Raw genomic sequence first — 21,402 nt, 5'->3', positions numbered from 1 at the left:
GGGGCTGACCCCTCGCCCGGGTCATGGGCACCAGACGAACTCCATCAAGGACACCATGTGAGCACCTCCACCGAACCGCGCACGGCGACCCGCCCGGGAGATCGCGTCTTCCGCGGCATCTCGCTGGGCGCGGCCGTCGTCATCCTGGCGACGCTCGCCGGCGTCGGCATCTTCCTGACCGCCGAGGGGATCCCGGGCATCACCGCGTCGCCCGACGAGGTCAAGAGCGGCGAGTCGTTCCTGCAGTACGTCGGTCCGCTGGTCTTCGGCACGCTGTGGGCCGCGGCCATCGCGCTGCTGATCGCCACGCCGGTCGCCATCGGCGTCGCGCTGTTCATCTCGCACTACGCGCCGCGCCGCCTGGCGCAGCCGATCGGCTACCTCATCGACCTGCTCGCCGCCGTGCCGAGCGTCGTCTACGGCACGTGGGGCATCATCACGCTCTCGTCGGCGATCCAGCCGCTGTACGTGTGGCTCGAGGAGAACCTCGGCTTCATCCCGCTGTTCGCCGGACCGGCCTCGGCCACCGGGCGCACGCTGCTGACCGCCGCCCTCGTGCTCGCGATCATGGTGCTGCCGATCATGACCGCGATCTGCCGCGAGATCTTCCTGCAGACGCCGCGCCTGCACGAGGAGGCCGCCCTGGCGCTCGGCGCCACCCGCTGGGAGATGACGAAGATGGCCGTCTTCCCGTACGCCCGCTCCGGCATGGTGTCGGCGGCGATGCTCGCCCTGGGCCGGGCCCTGGGCGAGACCATGGCCGTCGCCATGGTGCTGAGCGCCTCGGGCGTCGTCAGCTTCAACGTCATCAGCTCGAGCAACCCCAACACGATCGCGGCGAACATCGCGCAGTCGTTCCCCGAGGCCAGCGGCCTGAACGTGAACGTGCTGATCGCCACCGGACTGGTGCTGTTCGTCATCACCTTCGCCGTGAACTTCGCCGCCCGCGCCATCGTCGAGCGCAACAAGGAATTCTCCGGAGCGAACTGACATGACCACGACTCTCTCCCCCGCCCCGCCGTCCGGCGACCTCGCCGACTCGCTGCGCACGCACGCGCTGCCGACCGCGGCACCCCGGGTGATCCACGCTGCCGCGCTCCTGCTGGTCCTCGCGGGCATCTTCGGCCTCGTGGACCTGCGCCTGGCCTTCGTCGGCTACGCCCTCGCGTGGATCGTCCCGATCTGGTCGTGGCTCGTCGAGGGCCGCCGCAAGGCCACCGACCGGCTCGTGACCCTGCTGGTCACCTCCGCGTTCGGGCTCGCGCTGATCCCGCTCGGCAGCATCATGTGGAGCGTCCTCGAGCGTGGCCTGCCCGTGCTGAGCAGCGAGTTCTTCACCTACTCGATGCGCAACGTCGTGGGCGAGGGCGGCGGCATCTACCACGCGATCGTCGGCACCCTGCTGATCACGGCGGCCGCCACCGTCATCTCGGTCCCGATCGGCCTGTTCACCGCGATCTACCTCATCGAGTACGGCGAGGACGGCCGGCTCTCGAGCTCGATCCGGTTCCTCGTGGACGTCATGACCGGCATCCCCTCGATCGTCGCCGGCCTGTTCGCCTACGCGCTGTTCGTGGTGTTCTTCGGCGACGGCGTCCGGATGGGCATCGGCGGCGCCGTGGCGCTCTCGGTACTGATGGTCCCGGTCGTGGTGCGCTCCTGCGAGGAGATGCTCAAGCTCGTCCCGAACGAGCTGCGCGAGGCCTCCTACGCGCTCGGGGTGCCGAAGTGGCGCACCATCGTGAAGGTCGTGCTGCCCACCGCGCTGGCCGGCATCGTCACCGGCATCACCCTGGCGATCGCCCGCGTCATCGGCGAGACCGCTCCTCTGCTGGTGATCGCCGGAGCCACCGACTCGGTGAACTTCAACCTGTTCGACGGCCGCATGGCGACCCTGCCGGTCTTCACCTACTCCTCCATCATGCAGCCCGGCGTCCCGCCGGAGCCGAGCATCGAGCGGGCCTGGGGCGCGGCACTCGTGCTGCTGCTCATCGTGATGCTGCTGAACCTCGTCGCCCGCCTCGTCTCCCACTTCTTCTCGCCCCAGGGCGAGCGCTGACCTCCCGGAAGGAAACCCCCATGGCCAAGAGCATCGACGTCTCGGACCTGAACATCTACTACGGCGACTTCCTCGCCGTCGAAGGCGTGAACATCGCCGTCCCCGCCCGCGCCGTGACGGCCTTCATCGGCCCGTCGGGCTGCGGCAAGTCCACGTTCCTGCGGTCGCTGAACCGCATGCACGAGGTGATCCGCGGCGCCCGCGTCGAGGGCAAGGTGCTGGTCGACGGCCAGGATCTCTACGCCTCCGACATGGACCCGGTGAACGTTCGCCGCAAGATCGGCATGGTCTTCCAGCGCCCCAACCCGTTCCCGACGATGTCGATCGCCGAGAACGTCCTCGCGGGCCAGCGCCTCAACAGCAAGCGCATGAAGAAGTCCGAGGCCGACGACGTGGTGGAGCGCTCGCTGCGCCGCGCTGGCCTGTGGGCCGAGGTCAAGGACCGCCTCGAGCGTCCCGGCTCGAGCCTGTCCGGCGGGCAGCAGCAGCGTCTGTGCATCGCGCGTGCCGTGGCCGTGGAGCCCGAGGTGCTGCTGATGGACGAGCCGTGCTCGGCGCTGGACCCGATCTCGACGAGCGTCATCGAGGACCTGATCCACGAGCTCAAGAACGACTACACGATCGTGATCGTCACCCACAACATGCAGCAGGCCGCGCGCGTCTCGGACCAGACGGCGTTCTTCAACCTCGCCGGCGTGGGTCAGCCCGGACGCCTCGTCGAGCTCGGTCCCACCGAGAAGATGTTCGCCAACCCCGAGGACCCGGCCACCGAGGCCTACATCCAGGGCCGGTTTGGGTGAGCCCGAGCTCGCTCTGCGAGCGAGGTGCGAACCCAGGTCGAGTAGGGAGGCCGCTCAGCGGCCGACCGTATCGAGACCCGGTGAGTTGACGGGCCGCCCAAGCCACGGGCCGCCCCAGCCACCTGATCTCGATACACCGTCTCGCAAGCTCGCCGGCACTCGATCACCGGCCGTGACCACTCAGGGCAGGAACGGGCGGGCGACGAAGTAGAAGGCCGCGGCGACGGCGGCGGCCGCCGGCATCGTGATGATCCACGCGATGACGATGCCCTTCGCGACGCCCCAGCGCACGGCGCTGAAGCGCTTCGTGGCGCCGGCGCCCATGATCGCCGAGGTGATCGTGTGGGTGGTCGAGACCGGCGCGTGCAGGCCGATCGCCATGACGTAGAGGACGCTGGCCGCGGTGGCCTCGGCGGCGAAGCCCTTCGGCGGATCGAGCTCGATGATGCGGCGCCCGAGGGTGCGCATGATCCGGAAGCCGCCGGAGTACGTGCCCGCCGCGATCGCGCTGGCGGAGGCGACGATGACCCACAGGGGGACGTCGTCGGTGGTGTGCAGGCCGCCGGCCGTGAGCGCCAGGACGATGATGCCCATCGTCTTCTGCGCGTCCTGCAGGCCGTGGCCCAGCGCCATGGCGGCCGCCGAGACGGTCTGCGACGCACGGAAGCCGCGCTGCACGCGGGCCGGCTTGGCGCGGCGGAAGATCCACATGATGGCCGTCATCAACCCGAACGCGAGGAAGAAGCCCAACGCCGGGCTCAGCACCATCGGGATCGCGACCTTGTCGACGAGCGTGCTCCACTCGACCGTGGTGGCCGAGGCGATGCCGGCACCGACGATGCCGCCGATCAGGGCGTGCGACGACGACGACGGGATGCCGAAGTACCACGTGATGAGGTTCCAGGTGATCGCGCCGACGAGGGCCGCCAGCACGATCGTCAACGCATGGGCCCGGTCGGCCGCACTGGATCCGGTGGCCCCGTCAATGTCGATGATGCCCTGGATGGTCTTGGCGACCTCGACGCCCAGCCACGCGCCCACGAAGTTCAGGATCGCGGCCATCGCGAGAGCGACGCGAGGTGTGAGGGCGCGCGTCGACACCGAGGTGGCGATGGCGTTGGCGGCGTCGTGGAAGCCGTTCGTGTAGTCGAAGACGAGGGCGATCACGACGACCGTGACCACCATGACCATCACCAAGTCCACTCAGGACTCCTTGACGGCGATCTGCTCGACGGTGTTCGCCACCGACTCCAGCGCGTCGATGGCCGACTCGACGGCCTCGACGATGTCCTTGAGCTTCAGCACCTGCATCGCCTTGTAGTTGCCGTCGAACAGGTCGGCGAGCAGGCGGCGGTGGTTGCGGTCGCCCTCGTTCTCGAGGCGGTTGATCTCGATCCAGAAGTCGTCGAGGTCCTTCATCGTGCGCAGCCGCGGCATGGCCTCGGCGGTGAGGTTCGACGCGCGCTGCAGCACCTGCACCTGGGCGGCGAAGTCCTCGGGGAACTCGGTGATGCCGTAGAGGGCCGCGCAGTCGACGACCTCCTCCATGTAGTCCATGACGTCGTCGAGGCTGCTGGCCAGCGCGTAGATGTCCTCACGGTCGAACGGCGTGATGAACGTGCTGTTCACCAGCTTGATGATCGCGTGGGTCGTGTCGTCGGCCGCGTGCTCGGCGTCGCTCATCTGGTCGGCGAGAGCAGCCTTGTCCGCCTCGGGGTCCAGCAGCCGGGCGACGATGCCCGACCCGATGACCAGGTGGTTGGCCATCTCGGTGAAGAGGTCGTAGAACGAAGCCTCGACCGGTCGGATGCGAAAACGCACGCGGGTACTCCTCGGCATGGGGCGGGCAGACTCTGCCCATGGTAGGTGTTGGGCGAGCGCAGCCGCCAACCGAGGCCGTTCAGGCGTCGGGGGCGATGCCCAGGAGTCCGTCGATCTCCTCCTGGGAGAGTGGCTCGGCGGCTCCCGAGGCGGCGATCATCAGCCGAGAGGTCAACTCGATCTCGGCCAGCGCGGCATCGTCGCGCAGCCGATCGTCGAGCGGCTCGCTCGTGCGTTCGCCGGGGGGGTACAGGGCCACATACCGAGAGTACGCGGGTGAGGGGCCCCTCACCCAAGCCCGGAAGCGAAAACCGTCCGTTGTGACTAGACGCCGATGGCCGCTGCGGGTCTTGTCAGCCGACCCAGACCCGGGCGTTGCGGAACATCCGCAGCCACGGGCTCTCCACCGACGGGTCGGCCGAGGTCCACGACAGCTGCGCGTTGCGCTGCACCCGCTCGGCGTGCGGCATCATCGCGGTGAACCGGCCGTCGGTCGTCGTGACGGCGGTGAGGCCGTCGGGTGAGCCGTTGGGGTTCGCCGGGTAATCCGTGGCCACCTGACCGCTCACGTCCACGAAGCGCGCCGCCCGCTGCACGGTGGCCGCGTCGCCGCGCACCGAGAAGTTCGCGAAGCCTTCACCGTGGGCCACCGCGATCGGCACCTTCGAGCCGGCCATGCCGGAGAAGAAGACCGAGGGTGAGTCGAGCACCTCGACGAGGGACAGGCGCGCCTCGTACTGCTCCGAGGCGTTGCGCGTGAACCGCGGCCACGCCTCGGCGCCCGGGATGATGTCGGCCAGGGACGCGAACATCTGACAGCCGTTGCAGATGCCGATGCCGAACGTGTCGGGGCGGGAGAAGAACCCGGCGAACGCCTCGGTGAGCGCGGGGTTGAACAGCACCGATCGCGCCCAGCCCTCGCCTGCGCCCAGCGTGTCGCCGTAGGAGAACCCACCGCACGCCGCCAGGCCCACCACGTCGGCGAGGTCGAAGCGGCCCGACTGCAGGTCGGTCATGTGGACGTCGTACGTGTCGAAGCCGGCGCGGTCGAAGCCGAAGGCGGTCTCGACGTGGGAGTTGACGCCCTGCTCGCGCAGGATCGCCACCTTCGGCCGGGCGCGACCCACGAGGTACGGCGCGGCGACGTCGTCGGTGGGGTCGAAGGTGGGCTCCACCGTGAGCGTCGGGACGGCGGCGCCGATCGCGGCGTGCTCGGCGTCGGCGCACTCAGGGTTGTCGCGCAGGCGCGAGATCCGCCACGAGACCTCGTCCCACGTCTGGGCCAGGCCCTCGATCGGCTCGTCGAGCCCGAGGCCGGGCACCCGGACGTGACGGTCCGGAGTGGCCGCTCCCACGCGGTGCACGAGGTCGGCCAGGCCGTGCTGCCGCAGCAGCGCCAGGGCGTCGTCGGCCTGCTCGGCGGGCACGGCCAGGACGGCGCCGAGCTCCTCGGTGAACAGGGCGGCCAGGTCGTCGACGTCGAGGTCGACGCCCACGCCCCCGGCGAACGCCATCTCGCACACCGCGGCCCACAGGCCACCGTCGGAGCGATCGTGGTACCCCAGCAGCAGGCCGGCGTCGCGCAGCGCGTTGACGCCGTCGACCAGGGCGACGAGGCGCGCCGGGTCGTCGAGGTCGGGCACCGTGCCACCGAACTCCCCGCGCACCTGGGCCAGCATCGAGCCGCCGAGGCGGTTGCGGCCGGCACCGAGGTCGGCCAGCAGCAGCGCCGCTCCGGCGGGCAGCTCGGGAGTGGCCGTGCCGCGCACGTCGGGCAGCGAGGCGAACGCCGTGACGACGAGCGAGACGGGCGCGGTCACCTGCTTCTCGGTGCCGTCCTCCTCGGTCCAGCGCGTGCGCATCGACAGCGAGTCCTTGCCCACCGGGACCGAGATCCCGAGCGCGGGGCACAGCTCCATCGCGACGGCGTGCACGGTGTCGTAGAGCGCGGCGTCCTCGCCGTCCTCCCCGCACGCGGCCATCCAGTTGCATGAGAGCTTGACGCCCGGCAGGTGGATCGGCGCGGCCAGCAGGTTCGTGATCGCCTCGCCCACGGCCATCCGGCCGGAGGCCGGGCCGTCGACCGCGGCCAACGGGGTGCGCTCGCCGCTGGCCATCGCCTGACCGGCGAATCCCACGTGGTCCGAGAGCGTCACGGCGACGTCGGCCACCGGCACCTGCCACGGACCGACCATCTGGTCGCGGTGGGTGAGGCCACCCACCGTGCGGTCGCCGATCGTGACGAGGAAGCGCTTCGAGGCCACCGAGGGGTGACGCAGGACGTCGTGGGCCACCTCGACCACGTCGACGTCCGCGAGGTCGAGCTCGCTCGTCGAGCGGGCCACGCGGGTGGCGTCGCGGGTCATCTTCGGCGGCTTGCCGAGCAGAACCTCCAGCGGCATGTCGATCGGCGTCTCGGCGGCGGGGTCGACCGGCTCGAGGACGAGCTGCGCGTCGTCACGGGCCACGCCCACGACGGCGAACGGGCAGCGCTCGCGGTCGGCCAGCGCGGCGAACCGCTCCAGCGACTCCGGCGCGATCGCCAGGACGTAGCGCTCCTGGCTCTCGTTGCACCACGCCTCCTTGGGCGCCAGGCCGCTCTCCTCGAGCGGCACCGCACCCAGCTCGAACGTGGCACCGACCCCGGCGTCGTCGACGAGCTCGGGGAACGCGTTCGAGAGTCCGCCCGCTCCTACGTCGTGGATCGACAGGATCGGGTTCTCCTCGCCGAGGGACCAGCAGTGGTTGATGACCTCCTGCGCGCGCCGTTCGATCTCGGGGTTGCCGCGCTGCACCGAGTCGAAGTCGAGCTCGGCGGCGTTGGCGCCGGCCGCCTGCGACGAGGCCGCACTGCCGCCCATGCCGATGCGCATGCCGGGACCGCCCAGCTGCACCAGCAGGCTGCCGGCGGGGAAGGCGATCTTCTCGGTCATCTCGGCGCTGATCGAGCCCAGGCCGCCCGCGCTCATGATCGGCTTGTGGTAGCCGCGCCGGACGCCGTCGACGGTCTGCTCGTAGACGCGGAAGAAGCCACCGAGGCCCGGACGCCCGAACTCGTTGTTGAACGCCGCGGCGCCGATCGGGCCCTCGGTCATGATGTCCAGCGGACTGGCGATGTGGGCGGGGCGGCCGTACTGCTCGGTCTCCCACGGCTCGTCCGTGCCGGGCAGGTGGAGGTTCGACACGACGAAGCCCGTCAGGCCGGCCTTGGGCTGCGAGCCGCGGCCCGTGGCGCCCTCGTCGCGGATCTCGCCACCGGCGCCGGTGGCGGCGCCCGGGAACGGCGAGATCGCCGTGGGGTGGTTGTGCGTCTCGACCTTCATCAAGACGTGTACCTCGCCGTCGCGGGGGGCGTAGCGGCTGGGGCCGTCGGCCGCCTCGGGCAGCCAGCGCGTGGCCGGGCCGCCCTCCATGATCGAGGCGTTGTCCTTGTAGGCCACGACGGTGCCGTGGCCCGCGATCGCCTCGGTGTGGCGGATCATCGCGAACAGCGACCGGTCCTGCGGCTCGCCGTCGACCACGAAGTCGGCGTTGAAGATCTTGTGGCGACAGTGCTCGGAGTTCGCCTGGGCGAACATCATCAGCTCGACGTCGGTGGGGTTGCGGTCCAGGTCCGTGAACGCGTCGACGAGGTAGTCGATCTCGTCCGGCGACAGCGCCAGGCCGAACTCGGTGTCGGCCGCGACGAGCGCCTCGCGGCCACCGCCGAGGACGTCGATCCGCTGCATCGGCTCGGCCTCGCGCTCGTCGAAGAGGTCGGCGGCCGCTTCACGGGAGTAGAGCGCGGCCTCGGTCATGCGGTCGTGCAGCACGTCGGCGCAGGCGGCCAGCTGCTCGGGGGTGGGCTCGGCGCCGACGAGGGTGTACTCGGTGACCCGCTCGACCCGGCGCACGTCGAGGCCGCAGTTGTGGACGATGTCGGTGGCCTTGCTCGACCACGGCGAGATGGTGCCGAGCCGCGGCCCGACCACGACGAGCGCTCCGTCCGGCCCGTCCTGGGCCGGGTCGCCGTAGTCGAGGATCCGGGTCACCGTGTCGGTCGTGGCGGGATCGAGGGGTCGCTCGCTGGCGACCCAGTGCACGTGCCGCGCACGGACGTCGGTCAGCCCGGGGGCCACCTCCTGGAGGCGGGCCAGCAGGGCTCGGGAGCGGAAGGCCGAGAGGGCGTTGCCGCCCTCGACCACGGTGAGTTCGACGTCGCGCGACACGCGCCCCAGCCTAACGACCCGTCCGGCCCGGTCTTCCGGGCGGATCAGCCCTGAGACCGCACCCGGGACCGCACGGCGCCGCGGTGGGCACCTCCGCGGTCGTCGAGTGGCGCATCCCGGGGTCGCGAGTGGCGGGCGGGTCAGCGGGCGGCGAGGGCGATCGCCAGGAGCAGGCAGCTGACGAACGAGATCGGCACGAGCCACAGCACGCCGAGGAACAGGGTGACGGTGGTGCCGACCGTCGGCGGGAAGAACCAGCGCGCCCGCGGCAGGTCGGCGGCGTCCTGGAGCACACCGGGGCCGAGACCGAAGCCGCGCCACAGGCCCTTGAGCCGCGAGAACACGCGGACGCCGCCCGTGGCTCCGGCCAGCTGGCCCAGCACGAGGCGGGCCTCGCCCACGTCATCGCTCATCGCGACCGCGATCCCCAGCTCGGTCGCGAGCTGCTGCTCGTCCTCCACCGCGGCGAGGATCCGCTGCCGGCGCCAGGCGAACGCGCCGGACAGCAGGGCGCCGACGACGGCGATCAGCCCGGCGAGCACGCTGAGCCAGACGTCGTCCGCCAGCACGCTGACGATCGCCAGGCCGGCGAGGAACGGCCACGACACGACCATCACGCCCAGCGAGGGCCAGCGCAGCAGCCGCACCGCGAGGCGCAGCGCCTGGGCCGCGCGCGCGGCGGCGAGCTCGGTCTGACCGTCCACCCGCGTCGTGAACCCGCCGACCGCGGCGTTGACGCGCCGCCCCGTCTTCCCGATGCCCATGTCACCAGCCTAGGAGGGCGGTCGATGACCCACCCGTGGACGACCGACGGGCCATTCCGGCGGGCCCCACGAACACGCGTTGTATCTTGTGTTGTAACTCACAGTTTCGCGTGCTAGGTTCCCCGCACGCCCGTTCTTGCGCGCCGAGATCCCACCCCGGCGAGCACCGTCCCAGAGAGGTGTCCCTCGTGACCCGTTCTTCCCTCATGGCGCGCCGTGTCGCGCTCCCCGTCACCGCCGCACTCGTCGGCGGTACCTTCGCCGCGATCGGCTTCTCCGCCCCCGCCCAGGCCGCCGGAAGCCAGCCCGTCGACAAGTCGTTCACCTACCAGTGCCAGGTCTTCGCCGGCCCGCTCGACCTCGGCCTGCGCGAGGTCGGCGTCAGGACCGTGACCAGGATCCCCGCCACCGTGTTCCGCGGTGAGCGCATCGCTCCGACGCCCGTCGCGATCACGCTGGCCATGCCCGACGTGCTGCGTGACGGCACGCGCCTGCTGGGCACCGAGGCCTCGGGCCAGTCGACGAACGCGGCCGTGACCCTGAGCTCCGCCGGCCGCTCGATGAACGTCCGCATTCCCTCGCTCTCGGCGGCGCGGGCTCCCATCCCCGCCGACTCCGCCTGGACGATCGCGGCAAAGGGCACCGTCCCGGCCATCACCGCGCCGGCCTACACCGCGGGCGCGGCCACGCTGAGCATGCCCGCGAAGTTCTACGTCACCGCGACCATCTACGGTTCCGGCGGCAACGTCCCCGCGACGATGGACTGCTCGACGACGCAGGCCCGGACGCTCGCCTCGATCCGGCAGGTGAACGCCGCGCCCAAGGCGCCGCGCACGGTCAAGGTCGTCACGAAGAAGAACAAGGCCAAGAAGTTCGTCATCCGTGCGACGGACGCCGACCGCAACCGTCTGACCTACAAGGCCGGCAAGGTCTCCAAGAAGGCCGGCAAGGTCTCGGTCCGGGGCTCCAAGCTCACCTTCAAGCCGCGGAAGAACTTCAAGGGCAAGGCCGCCTTCTACGTCAGCATCCGCGACGGCAAGGGCGGATCGGCCAAGACGAAGGTCGTCGTCACCGTCAAGAAGTGACCACACCACAGGTGTGAAGGAGGGGCGAGGGCCGCGAGGCTCTCGCCCCTTCGTCTGCCCGCAGGGCTACTTCAGGAACTTCGACGTGCTGCGGTCCTTGAGCAGCGTGCCGCCGGTCTGGCAGGTCGGGCAGTACTGCAGCGAGGAGTCGGCGAACACCACCTCGGCCACGGTGTCGCCGCAGACGTCGCACTTCTGGCCCGCGCGGCCGTGCACGCGCATGCGCTCGCGCTTGGCGTCCTTGAGGTCGGCGGCGGGCTTGCCGTCGGCCGCGGCGACCGCCTCGGTGAGCACCGAGGTCACGGCGGTCTCCAGCCGCACCACCTCGTCCTCGTCGAGCTTCTCGGCGATCGCGAACGGCGACAGCCGCGCCGCGTGCAGGATCTCGTCGCTGTAGGCGTTGCCGATGCCCGCCACGACGGTCTGGTCGCGCAGCAGCCGCTTGACCTGCATCCGGCGCTGCAGCAGCGGCCGCAGATCGAAGCCCGGCGCGAGCGGGTCGGGGCCGAGCCGCTCGATCCCCGCGACCTCCTGGGGATCGCGCACGGCGTAGACCGCCAGGCCCTTGCGGGTGCCCGCCTCGGTGAGGTCGAACCCCTCGTGCGGGCCGTCCCCGCGGTCCACGCGGAAGCGCAGGGCGAGCGGGCCGCCCATCTTGACCCGGCTGTCCCCGAAGTGGTCCGACCACCGCAGCCAGCCGGCCTTGGCCAGGTGGATCACCAGGTGCAGCCCGTCCACGTCGATGTCGATGAACTTGCCGTGCCGACGGACACCGGAGACGGTCAGGCCCGCGAACGCCGAGACAGGCGGGTCGTAGGTCTTGAGCACGGCGAACGACGCGGGCTCGATCTCGGCCACCACGGCACCGTCGAGCTTGTCGCCCAGCCAGTGGACGAGCGCCTCGACCTCGGGCATCTCGGGCATGGGGTCAGCCTACGAGGCTCAACCGGCGAACGTCAGCCACAACAGCACGACGTTCAGCGCCACGATCGCGGCGGCGGCCAGCGAGGCGAGCGCCGTGGTGAGGCGCCGGTTGGCGTACTCGCCCATCACGGCGCGCGACGCGGTCAGCCACACCAGCGGGACCACAGCGAACGGGATGCCCATCGACAGCACGACCTGCGAGACCACGAGGGCGCGCGTCGGGTCGATGCCCAGCAGCAGCACGACCAGCGCGGGCACCAGCGTGATCAGGCGACGGGTCACCGGCTTGAGCGACCACGGCGTCAGGGCGCGCATCACCTCCGCGCCCGCCGCGCTGCCCACGGAGGTGGAGGAGATGCCCGAGCCCAGCAGCGCCACCGCGAACAGCAGGGCCACGCCCACGCCGATCTCACTGCTGATCAGCTCGTGGGCGCCGGCGATCGTGTCGGTGCCGGGCAGGCCCTGGAGGTTCGCGGCGGCCATCAGCAGGAGGCCGAGGTTCAGCATGCCGGCCAGGATGAGCGCCAGCACGACGTCGATCCGGGTGGCGGCCAGCAGGTCGCGGACGGACGAGTGCTCACCGCGCGCGCCCAGCCGGTCGGCGGTGAGACTCGAGTGCAGGTAGACCGCGTGCGGCATCACCGTGGCGCCGACGATGCCCGAGGCCAGCAGGACGCTCTCGGCGCCGTCGAAGCGGGGCACCAGCCCCTGCGCGACCTCACCGGCCGGCGGCGGGCCGACGACGAGTCCTGCGAGGAAGCCCACGGCGATCAGCAGCAGGAACCCGAGGATGATCCGCTCCAGCACACCCTGGCCCCAGCGGTCGCCGACGGCGAGCACGATCATCGCCACCGCAGCCGTCAGCAGGGCACCCAGCGGCAGCGGCACGCCGAAGAGCAGGTGGAACGCGATAGCGCCGCCGATGACCTCGGCCAGGTCGGTGGCGATGGCGATCCCCTCGGCCTGCAGCCAGTAGAGGAAGCGGGCGCGCACCGAGACGCGGCCGCCGACCTGCGCCGCCAGTGACCGACGCGTGACCAGCCCGAGCTTGGCCGAGAGGTACTGGATCAGCACCGCCATGAGGTTGGCCAGCACGATGACCCAGACCAGGGTGTACCCGAACCGCGCCCCCGCGGTCAGGTTGGTCGCGACGTTGCCCGGGTCCACGTACGCGACGGCAGCGATGAACGCCGGCCCCAGCAGCGTGAGCCGGCGTCGCAGGACCTGCGTCACTAGGCCAGCAGGTCCTGGTACTGCGGGCGCTTCTCGACGAAGCGCTTGATGTAGCTGCAGTGGACCTTGGCCTTCTTGCCGCGGGCGCGCACGTCGTCGAGCGCGAAGGTGACGAGCTGGCTCGCCAGGCCCTGACCCTCGAACCGCTCGTCGATCACGGTGTGCGGGAAGACGACGACGTCGCCCTCCTCACGCGCCTCGGTGAAGCCGGCGCGCTCACCGTCGACCGCGATCTCGTACTGCTGCTCCGCTTCGTTGTGCGTGATGTCGACCGTCATGGACCGACCCTCCCACATCGGCTTTCCCCTGTGCACGACGAGCGGGGCACCACGAGCGGGCAGGCGGGCTGGGACGGTTGGTCCCTTCGACCCCGGGGCCCGGGTGCACTCGCTACGGTGGCTCCATGAAGATCAGTGTCATCGGCTGCGGATACCTCGGCGCCGTCCACGCCGCCAGCATGGCGGAGCTCGGCCACGAGGTCGTCGGGGTCGACACCGACCTGGCCAAGATCGAGAGCCTGGCCGCCGGCCGCGCCCCGTTCTTCGAGCCCAACCTGCCCGAGCTGCTCGAGCGCACGCTGGCGAGCGGACGGCTCTCGTTCACCTCCGACTTCGCCGACGCGGCCGACGCCCAGGTGCACTTTCTGTGCGTGGGCACCCCGCAGAAGCAGGGCGAGTACGCGGCCGACCTGCGCTACGTCGACGGCGCCTTCGCGAGCCTGCTCGACGTCGTCGCGCCGGGCGCCCTGATCGCCGGCAAGTCCACCGTGCCCGTCGGCACCGCCGAGCGGCTCGCGGCCCGGCTGGCCGACGTCCAGCCCGACGCGATGCTCGTGTGGAACCCCGAGTTCCTGCGCGAGGGCTTCGCCGTGCAGGACACGCTGCACCCCGACCGCCTCGTCTACGGCGTGCCCGACGGCGAGGCCGGCGAGCGCGCCACCGCGCTGCTCGACGAGGTCTACGCCACGATCCTGGCCGAGGACACGCCGCGCCTGGTGATGGATCCCGCGACCGCGCAGCTGGTCAAGGTCGCCGCGAACTCCTTCCTGGCCACGAAGATCTCCTTCATCAACGCGATGGCCGAGCTGTGCGAGCGCACCGACGCCGACGTCACGGCGCTCGCCGACGCCATCGGCCTCGACGACCGCATCGGCCGCAAGTTCCTCAACGCCGGCCTCGGCTTCGGCGGCGGCTGCCTGCCCAAGGACATCCGCGCGTTCATGGCGCGCGCCGGCGAGCTCGGCGCCGACCAGACGCTGAGCTTCCTGGCGGAGGTCGACGCCATCAACACCCGTCGCCGGGTCCGGATGGTCGACCTCGCCCGCGAGGAGTGCGGCGGCTCGCTGCTGGGCCGCAGCGTCACCGTGCTGGGCGCGTCGTTCAAGCCCGACTCGGACGACATCCGCGACTCCCCCGCGCTGAACGTGGCCGAGCAGCTGCGGCTGCAGGGCGCCACGGTGCGGGTCACCGACCCCGCCGCACTGGGCAACGCGAAGTCGTCGTACCCGAACCTGCTCTACGTGGAGGACACCGAGGAGGCCCTCGCCGGGGCCGACCTCGTGCTGCTGCTCACGGAGTGGCGCGAGTACCGCGACCTCGACCCGGCCGTGGCCGGCGCGAAGGTGCGCCAGCGACGGATCCTGGACGGCCGCAACGCGCTCGACCCCGAGCAGTGGCGAGCCGCCGGGTGGACCTACCGGGCGCTCGGCAGGCCCTGACCCCTCAGGTCAGGACGGCGAGGACTCGACGCGCTCGTAGGTGACCTTCGAGAGGCCGTGGCGCACCAGCGACTCCTCGGCCGAGTCGCCGAACCGCAGTCGCTTCGTGTGCTCGAGGTTGTCCTCGATCAGCACGCGGTTGGTGCGGATGAGGTCGGCCACGACGCCGAGCATCACGCACAGCATCGCCATCGTCAGCAGCAGCACGCCGAGCAGCAGCGACTGCAGGTGGCCGCCCTGCTCGCCCTGCGTCCACAGCACGCCGTAGCGCAGGAACGGGATCATCCCGACCACGCCGAAGAACAGCGTGAGCCAGCTGAAGATCACGTACGGCTTGTACATGATGAACGACCGGATGATCGCCATGGCGGATTTGGCGATGTGCTCGGGCGTGGTCTTGAACAGGCGCGACTCGCGGGTCTTGGCGTTCGTGACGACCGGGATGCTGGCGATCTTCAGGTTCTTGTTGCCCGCCTGGATGATCGTCTCCATGCAGTAGCTGAACCGCGTGATCGTGTTCAGCAGGATCAGGCTCTCGCGCGAGTAGGCGCGGAAGCCGCTCGCGGCGTCGGGCAGCTTCGTGCCAGCAGCCCGGTTCACCACGGCGCTGCCGACCTTCTGCAGCTGCTTCTTGGCCCAGGAGAAGTGCTCGACGAGGTGCACCTGCCGGTCGGCGATGACGATGTCGGCCTTCCCGGCGACGATCGGCTGGACGAGGTCGGTGATCCGCTCCTGCGGGTACTGGTTGTCGCCGTCGGTGTTCACCACCACGTCGGCGCCGAGCTCGAGCGCCCGGATGACGCCGTCGTGGAACGAGCGGCCGAGACCCTGGTTCCGCACGTGGTGGACGAACTCGGTCACACCGTGCTCGCGCGCCACCTCGACCGTGCGGTCGGTGCAGCCGTCGTCGATGACCAGCACGACGATCTCGTCGACGCCGGGGATCTCTCGCGGGATGGACGCCAGCACCAGAGGGAGCGTCTCCTCCTCATTCAGGCACGGGATCTGAACGACTAGTTTCACGGTTTCCTCAAGATCGGGTACGGGCGCTCGCGAGCCATTCTACGGGGCGGAATCAGGCGGGCTTGCGTGCGGAGACGACCAGGCCGATGCCCCGGTCGGGCCGCAGGCGCTGCAGCAGGCAGAACGGGCGCACGAGCACGGCGACCGCCAGGCCCACGAGCCGGTTGGGCGGCTGGAACGTGCGGCCGCTCGCGAAGGTCAGGTCCTCCATCGACGCCTCGCGCCGCGCGAGCTTGCGGGCGTCGACACGGTTGCGCACGGCCTCGAGCGCGTAGCCCAGCGGCCAGCCGTAGACCGTCGTCTCGACGTCCACGAGGCCCGCGCGCTCCAGCTGCGCGCGCAGCTCCTGCGGCTCGTACCGGCGGAAGTGGCCGGCGTTCGTGTCCATCGGGCCGAACCGGCGCTGGAACGCGGGCACGGACATCACGAGGTGCCCACCGGGGCGGATCGACGCCACCCAGTCCTCGAGGGCCTGGTCGTCGTGCTCGAGGTGCTCGAGCACCTCGAAGGCGCACACCACGTCGAACGTGGAGGCGGCCGGCACGTCGGCGTGCACGCCGTGGATCACCGTGCCGCCGGAGGGCTCGATCCGGGAGGCGGCCACGGCATAGGAGCTGTCGTCGGGCTCGACCGCGAGGTACTCGCTGTGCTGGGCCAGCCGCGCCCCGATGGCGCCCTGGCCGCAGCCGACCTCAAGCACGGTGCGCGGCGCGATCCGCTCGAAGACCCGCTGGACCACGACGTAACGCAGCCAGGCCCGGATCGCCAGCGGCGGCAGTCCTGCGCTTGTCTTCGACACGCTCACTCCTCCTCGACCGGCGTGATTCCGCCGATCTCGCTCATCATCGGTCGTACGGCTTCCGCCGCGGTGAACTCGCGGGCCGCCCGCTCCCCCATGCGCTCGCGCAGGGAGTCCAGCCGGCCGCGGTCCACGGACAACTCTCGCAGCACCGCAGCCAGGGCCTCGGCATCGCCCGGGGGAACGTAGGCCGCGTCGTCGCCCAGCACGCCGCGCTGGGAGGCCGTGTCGGAGGTGACGACGGCACAGCCGGCCGCCGCGCCCTGGAACACCTTCGTGGGCACGACCTCGCGCGCCTTGGCGGTCGTCCCGAAGATCCCCAGGCACACGTCCTGGGTCGCGACGAGGCGGATGAGGTCGGCGGGCTCGAGCCACTCGATCCAGCGCACCGCCGGGTGGTCGCCGACGATCCGCCGGGCCTCGTCCCAGTCCTGGCCGCGCCCGACCAGGGTGATCTCGACGCGGTCGTCGGGCTCGAGCAGCGCGGCCGCCCGGGCGATCGTCGTGGCGCCCTGGAGCGGCGTGAAAAGGCCGAAGAAGATCGCGCGCAGCGGCTCGTCGACGCCGCGGTCAGCGGCGGCCCCGCTCGCGGCGAACCACTCGTCGGAAGCCCCCACGGGACACACGACGACGTCGCGGCGGCCGCCCTCGGCGAGGGCCGGCACCCGCTCGGCGGTGTCGACGACGACCACGTCGGCGCAGGCCAGGGCCAACCGATCGATCGCCACCATCACGCGTCCGCGCAGGGACCGGCGGGAGGCCAGGCCCCGGTCGAGGACCGTGCCCGAGGCCGAGACGAGGTGGTCGAGCACGATCGGGACGCGGCCGAAGACCAGCCGGGCGAGCACGACGTCGAAGTGACCGAGGTAGCCCACGAGCACGGCGTCGGGACGTCCGCGCCTGCGCTCCTTGAGGCCGAGGCGCACGAGGGACGCCCAGCGGCGCAGCAGGCGCAGCCCGAAGCCGGGGAGCCGCCACGGCTCCTGCACGAGCGTGACGCGCTCGGCCGTCGAGTAGCCCAGGGGCCGGTTGAGCTCGACGACGTCCTGGTTCCACGCCCGCAGGCCGGCGATCAGCACCGCGACGCGGGGGTGGACGGCGGAGTCGTAGGTTCCGAAGGCCACGATGCGCACGCCCGACACTGTAGCCGCTGGGCTCGGTCCGCCCTGTCGAGCGGTTGCTAGCCTCAGCACGTGGACGCGCAGCCGGTGGGGCCTGCCCCGACGGGCGAGAAGCGCAGCGGCGCCCGTGCGTGGGCCCGACGGGCGGCGCTCGTCGTGATGCTGGCCCTGGCCGCCGTGGCCATCACCCGCAACTACCAGGCGATCGCCGACGACCTCGAGCGCATCCCGCCATGGACCGTGGCCGCGGCGTCGGTGTTCGCGGTGCTGGGCATGCTGGCGTCCCTGCAGGTCTGGCGCGAGCTCCTTGCGGGTCTGGGATCGCGCCTGGGCCTGAGGATCTCGGCGCACATCTTCTTCGTGAGCCAGCTCGGCAAGTACGTCCCGGGCAGCCTCTGGTCGATCGTGGCCCAGATGGAGATGGGGCGCGAGCACCGGGTCCCGCGGCGGTCCGCCGCCGTGCTGGGCGTGCTGGCGCTGGTCATCTCCGGCGTCGCCGGGATCACGGTCGCCGTGGCGTTGATGCCGTGGGTCACCCCCGAGCTGCGCCACCGGTTCTGGTGGCTCGTCCTCGTCCTGCCCCTGCTCTACGTCGCGATCCACCCACGGCTGCTGGACCGCGTGCTCAACCGGCTGCTGCGCCTCGCGCGCCGCGAGCCCCTCCCTGAGGCGATCGGCTGGAGGTCCCTGCTCAAGGCCACCGCGTGGCAGTGCCTCACCTGGCTGCTGCTGGGGCTGCAGGTGTGGTTCATCGTCATCGGCCTCGACGGTGACCCGGTGGAGACCCTGGCGCCCTCGATCGTCGGCTATGCCCTGGCGTACACGCTGGGCATGGCCGCGTTCTTCCTGCCGGCCGGCGCGGGCGTCCGCGACGCCGTGCTGGTGCTGGCGCTCGCCGGATCGATGCCGACGTCCACGGCGCTCGTCGTGGCGCTGGTCGTGCGCTGCCTCGCGACGCTGGTCGACCTACTCCTCGCGGGCATCCAGCTGGTCATCCACCGCGTCGCCGCCTGACCTCGTCCGGCGCCGGACCAGCGGGACGACGAACACACCGGCCGTGAGCAGCGCGGCTCCCGCGCTGATGGCCAGTCCCGGCGCGAGTCCGGGCGCCCGGTACGCCAGCTCCACCGTGTGGCGGCCGTCGGGCACCGGCACGGCCGCGAAGGCGTGGTTCGCGGCCACGAGGTCGACCGGCTCGCCGTCGACGGTGGCCTCCCAGCCCTCGCGGAGGATCGAATCGCCCACGACGAGGTAGCCGTCACCGTCGGCGTCGACCTCGACCTCGATCGATCCCGCGTCATCGCGGACCGTGTCGACGCGGGCGCTCGAGCCCTCGGCCTCGAACGGACCGGTCTCGTCCAGCAGCACGCGGTCGGCGGGCACGCCCTTCCCCAGCAGCTCGAGCCGCTCGTCGGCGGACTCCACCACGCGGCTCTCGCCCGCCCAGCGGATTCTCGGCAGCGAGGTCGACCGCTCGTAGACCAGCGAGCCGGCGTCGACGTGCACGAGCTTGAGGCCGTCATCGTCCGGGCGCAGGGCGCGGCACGAGAGTCCGTCGGCGGTCGCGTCGAGCTCGACCGCGCGGGGCGCGCCGGAGAACCACACCTCGACCTCGGCGTCATCCGAGGAGGGCAGGTCCTCACCGGCCACACCGATGCGCAGCTGGCCGTCCTCCATCGTCGTGTTGAAGGCGCGAGCGCCCTCCACCACCTCGCCCCCGGCCGTGACCCGGACGTGCGCCTGGACCCGGTCGTCGTCCTCCAGCGGAACGGTCCGGTCGAGGGACAGGACGACACCGCGCAGTGGTCCCGCCGGCAGCTCGCAGGACGCCCGTTCCTCGTCGCCGAGGGTCACGGTCCCCGAGCGCTCGCCGGACGGATCGTCGGCCCTGCCGACGATCTGGCTGGGCCGGACGGCCCAGTACTTCACGGAGAACTGGTCCAGGAGCGGGTCGTCGCCGATCTCGGGGGTGGGGAGGTCGGCGAAGCGGGTGTAGGTCCGCGTCACCTGGGTGTCGGGCGACACCGCCTGGAGCAACTGCATCCAGGCCGGCGCGGTGAACTCGTGTCCCACCGGCGTCCGGAGCTTGTAGTAGTCGGACGTGGCCGGGTAGCCCCACATGCCACCGCTGGCGTAGCGATCGGCGCCGATGTTCGCCTGGAGGAACTCGTGGGCCTCCGTCACGGGGTACAGGTTGCTGCGGTCGCTGAGTGGCCAGACGTGCCGCGCGAACACGACGGCCTGGACGATGACGATCACGACCAGGGCGAGCGGGACGAACGGACGCACCCGGCGGCTGAGGAGTCCCGCGGCCAGGACTGCGACGCCGGCGAGGGCCCAGATCGCGGGCGCGACGAGCTGGTCCCTGACGAGGCCCGTGGCGCCCGTGATGGCGGCGACCTCGTGCACCCGCCACCCGACGTAGAGGGCACCGAGCGCGAGGACGGCGCCCACCGCGAGGCGGCCCACGAGGGGAAGACGCCGGCGCTCGGGACGGGGACCCGGTCCGTCGTCGTCCGACATCAGCCGGTCGAGGCCGAAGGCAGCCGCGAGGGCCACCAGGAACCCGACGATGGAGGTCGCGCGGCCGATCTTGTTCGTGTCGAATCCCGGCAGCTGCTGCAGCAGGTCCAGCGGCGCCCCGCCGAACCACGTCAGCCAGACCCAGGCGGCCAGGAGCACCGAGATGAGCGCCACGACCCCCGGGCGGACGCGGGCGCTGCGCCCCAGCACGAGGAGCGTCAGCACGAGGAGCACGGCGCCGACGCCGACGTAGGCGATGCCCTCGATCGGGTTGGTGCTGCTCCAGCGCGCGTTGTCGACGCACGTGCCCCACGCCCGTGGTGCCACGCTCGTCACGAGCAGCTCACTCGGGGACGCCTCGCGCGGCTCCCGTCCGGCCAGCACGGTCTGGAGGTTCATCACGAAGGGCAGGATCTGGACCGCCGCCAGCGCCACGCCCAGCACCACGCCACCCGCCGCGCCGGCGTACGCGAGGACCGTCGCGCGGGTGCCCTGCTGGCGCCATCCCACCACCAGCACGTAGACGGCGCCGGTCGTCAGTGCGAAGAGCGTCACCGCCGGGAAGCCACCCAGCAGCATGCTCGCCACGACGAGGCCGACCCAGGCGACGTCGCGCGCGCGACGCTCCACCACGACCCGGTCCAGCGCCCAGAGCAGCAGCGGGATGAACACGGCGACGCGCGTGTGGGGCCAGTTCGTCCACATCAGCATGAAGCCGCACGTGAAGAACACGAAGGCAGCGAGCAGGCCCGCGCTGCGACGGACACCCCAGCGGCCCAGCAGGGCCAACATCCCCACGACGACGATGACGAGCTCGGTGAGCTTCACCCACGCCGGCGCCACGTGGCTCGGCAGCACCCAGAACGGCCAGGTGACGGGGCTGAGCACCGTGTGGTTCGGCAACGACGCCATGGGTGCCCCGCCGACCTCGTAGGGCGTCCACGTCGGCCACACCCCGCTCCGGGCGGACTCGACGGTGTTGACGATCGCGGGGTACAGGGCGTCGAACGTGTCGCCGCGGCACCACATCGCTCCCGCCGGAACAGCGCCGGTCGCGGTGAACGGCCAGTACGCCCGGAGGAAGTCGACGTCGAGGAAGACCCCGAAGCCGAACAGCGCCGGACCGAACGTCAGCGCGACGAGCAGGACGAAGCCGAGCACGACGACGGCGCGCGTGACGCGCTCGACCGGGGTGGCCCCGGTCCGCTCTCGCGACGTCGTGTCCGTCATGTGTGCTCCCCTGGCCTGGTCGGGCGGACATCTCCTGCGCGGAGATGACGGAGGACGGGCGGTGTCCCCCAGCAGTTATGATGACGGGGCCGACA

18 protein-coding genes are annotated in these 21,402 nt (G+C 71.4%); 6 read left to right on the top strand and 12 right to left on the bottom strand.

Annotated features, from left to right (window positions below; genetic code table 11):
* The first annotated feature begins 57 nt into the window (after positions 1 to 57).
* Genes pstC through pstB form a run of 3 tightly spaced genes read left to right on the top strand, consistent with a single transcriptional unit; the run spans position 58 to position 2,859 of the window.
* A complete protein-coding gene (pstC, locus tag ACY1JX_RS11380) occupies positions 58 to 990 on the top strand; it encodes a phosphate ABC transporter permease subunit PstC (protein WP_462564030.1) in 933 nt (310 codons plus the stop codon).
* Between the two features lies 1 nt (position 991).
* Positions 992 to 2,059 (top strand): phosphate ABC transporter permease PstA, encoded by a 1,068-nt coding sequence (gene pstA / locus ACY1JX_RS11375; RefSeq protein ID WP_181753165.1) that lies wholly within the window; start codon positions 992 to 994, stop codon positions 2,057 to 2,059.
* A 20-nt stretch (positions 2,060 to 2,079) separates the two neighbouring features.
* On the top strand, positions 2,080 to 2,859 hold the full coding sequence (gene pstB / locus ACY1JX_RS11370) for a phosphate ABC transporter ATP-binding protein PstB (protein WP_078699403.1): 780 nt from the start codon (positions 2,080 to 2,082) through the stop codon (positions 2,857 to 2,859).
* A 180-nt stretch (positions 2,860 to 3,039) separates the two neighbouring features.
* On the opposite strand, the gene ACY1JX_RS11365 is transcribed toward pstB, so the two are convergent.
* From ACY1JX_RS11365 to ACY1JX_RS11345, 5 genes are all read right to left on the bottom strand, one after another.
* Complete coding sequence (locus ACY1JX_RS11365; protein WP_276568744.1) at positions 3,040 to 4,056, bottom strand: inorganic phosphate transporter; 1,017 nt, start codon at positions 4,054 to 4,056, stop codon at positions 3,040 to 3,042.
* A gap of 6 nt (positions 4,057 to 4,062) precedes the next feature.
* Positions 4,063 to 4,680 (bottom strand): DUF47 domain-containing protein, encoded by a 618-nt coding sequence (locus tag ACY1JX_RS11360; RefSeq protein ID WP_181753167.1) that lies wholly within the window; start codon positions 4,678 to 4,680, stop codon positions 4,063 to 4,065.
* A 79-nt stretch (positions 4,681 to 4,759) separates the two neighbouring features.
* Positions 4,760 to 4,939: a hypothetical protein gene (locus tag ACY1JX_RS11355; RefSeq protein WP_181756300.1), complete on the bottom strand. Its 180-nt coding sequence runs from the start codon at positions 4,937 to 4,939 to the stop codon at positions 4,760 to 4,762.
* Between the two features lie 94 nt (positions 4,940 to 5,033).
* Positions 5,034 to 8,888 carry a phosphoribosylformylglycinamidine synthase gene (purL, locus tag ACY1JX_RS11350; protein WP_462564029.1) on the bottom strand — a complete coding sequence of 1,285 codons (3,855 nt, stop codon included), beginning with the start codon at positions 8,886 to 8,888 and terminating at the stop codon, positions 5,034 to 5,036.
* Between the two features lie 140 nt (positions 8,889 to 9,028).
* Positions 9,029 to 9,652 carry a hypothetical protein gene (locus tag ACY1JX_RS11345; RefSeq protein ID WP_462564028.1) on the bottom strand — a complete coding sequence of 208 codons (624 nt, stop codon included), beginning with the start codon at positions 9,650 to 9,652 and terminating at the stop codon, positions 9,029 to 9,031.
* Between the two features lie 188 nt (positions 9,653 to 9,840).
* Here ACY1JX_RS11345 and ACY1JX_RS11340 point away from each other — a divergent pair, with 188 nt between their 5' ends.
* Complete coding sequence (locus ACY1JX_RS11340) at positions 9,841 to 10,737, top strand: DUF6801 domain-containing protein (RefSeq protein ID WP_181753171.1); 897 nt, start codon at positions 9,841 to 9,843, stop codon at positions 10,735 to 10,737.
* Between the two features lie 66 nt (positions 10,738 to 10,803).
* Here the strand turns inward: ACY1JX_RS11340 and ACY1JX_RS11335 are convergent, their stop codons facing one another.
* The 3 genes from ACY1JX_RS11335 to ACY1JX_RS11325 are packed head-to-tail and all read right to left on the bottom strand — an operon-like array spanning position 10,804 to position 13,172.
* On the bottom strand, positions 10,804 to 11,661 hold the full coding sequence (locus ACY1JX_RS11335; RefSeq protein ID WP_462564027.1) for an Fpg/Nei family DNA glycosylase: 858 nt from the start codon (positions 11,659 to 11,661) through the stop codon (positions 10,804 to 10,806).
* Between the two features lie 18 nt (positions 11,662 to 11,679).
* A complete protein-coding gene (locus ACY1JX_RS11330) occupies positions 11,680 to 12,894 on the bottom strand; it encodes an Nramp family divalent metal transporter (protein WP_462564026.1) in 1,215 nt (404 codons plus the stop codon).
* The gene (locus ACY1JX_RS11325; RefSeq protein ID WP_241732805.1) at positions 12,894 to 13,172 is read right to left on the bottom strand and encodes a GNAT family N-acetyltransferase; all 279 of its coding nucleotides are present in this window, start codon (positions 13,170 to 13,172) and stop codon (positions 12,894 to 12,896) included. The genes ACY1JX_RS11330 and ACY1JX_RS11325 overlap by 1 nt, the downstream gene beginning before the upstream one ends.
* Before the next feature lie 125 nt (positions 13,173 to 13,297).
* On the opposite strand from ACY1JX_RS11325, the gene ACY1JX_RS11320 reads away from it, so the two are divergent.
* Positions 13,298 to 14,611, top strand: coding sequence for a UDP-glucose dehydrogenase family protein (locus tag ACY1JX_RS11320; protein WP_462564025.1), 1,314 nt, complete (start codon positions 13,298 to 13,300; stop codon positions 14,609 to 14,611).
* 9 nt (positions 14,612 to 14,620) lie between these two features.
* On the opposite strand, the gene ACY1JX_RS11315 is transcribed toward ACY1JX_RS11320, so the two are convergent.
* The 3 genes from ACY1JX_RS11315 to ACY1JX_RS11305 form a co-directional block, all read right to left on the bottom strand.
* Positions 14,621 to 15,580, bottom strand: a complete 960-nt coding sequence (locus ACY1JX_RS11315) for a glycosyltransferase family 2 protein (RefSeq protein ID WP_462564024.1) — start codon at positions 15,578 to 15,580, stop codon at positions 14,621 to 14,623.
* 106 nt (positions 15,581 to 15,686) lie between these two features.
* Entirely contained in the window at positions 15,687 to 16,433 is a 747-nt protein-coding gene (locus tag ACY1JX_RS11310) for a class I SAM-dependent methyltransferase (RefSeq protein WP_286930974.1), read from the bottom strand.
* A gap of 2 nt (positions 16,434 to 16,435) precedes the next feature.
* A complete protein-coding gene (locus ACY1JX_RS11305) occupies positions 16,436 to 17,566 on the bottom strand; it encodes a glycosyltransferase family protein (protein ID WP_286930972.1) in 1,131 nt (376 codons plus the stop codon).
* A 60-nt stretch (positions 17,567 to 17,626) separates the two neighbouring features.
* Here ACY1JX_RS11305 and ACY1JX_RS11300 point away from each other — a divergent pair, with 60 nt between their 5' ends.
* Positions 17,627 to 18,568, top strand: coding sequence for a lysylphosphatidylglycerol synthase transmembrane domain-containing protein (locus tag ACY1JX_RS11300; protein ID WP_286930970.1), 942 nt, complete (start codon positions 17,627 to 17,629; stop codon positions 18,566 to 18,568).
* Here the strand turns inward: ACY1JX_RS11300 and ACY1JX_RS11295 are convergent.
* Complete coding sequence (locus tag ACY1JX_RS11295) at positions 18,521 to 21,307, bottom strand: YfhO family protein (protein ID WP_462564023.1); 2,787 nt, start codon at positions 21,305 to 21,307, stop codon at positions 18,521 to 18,523. The genes ACY1JX_RS11300 and ACY1JX_RS11295 overlap by 48 nt on opposite strands.
* Positions 21,308 to 21,402: the final 95 nt, after the last annotated feature.

The sequence above is a fragment of the Aeromicrobium sp. JP4 genome (assembly GCF_054957925.1).
Note: the sequence above shows the minus strand (reverse complement) of the source record. Positions and strands in the feature narration are given on the sequence as shown.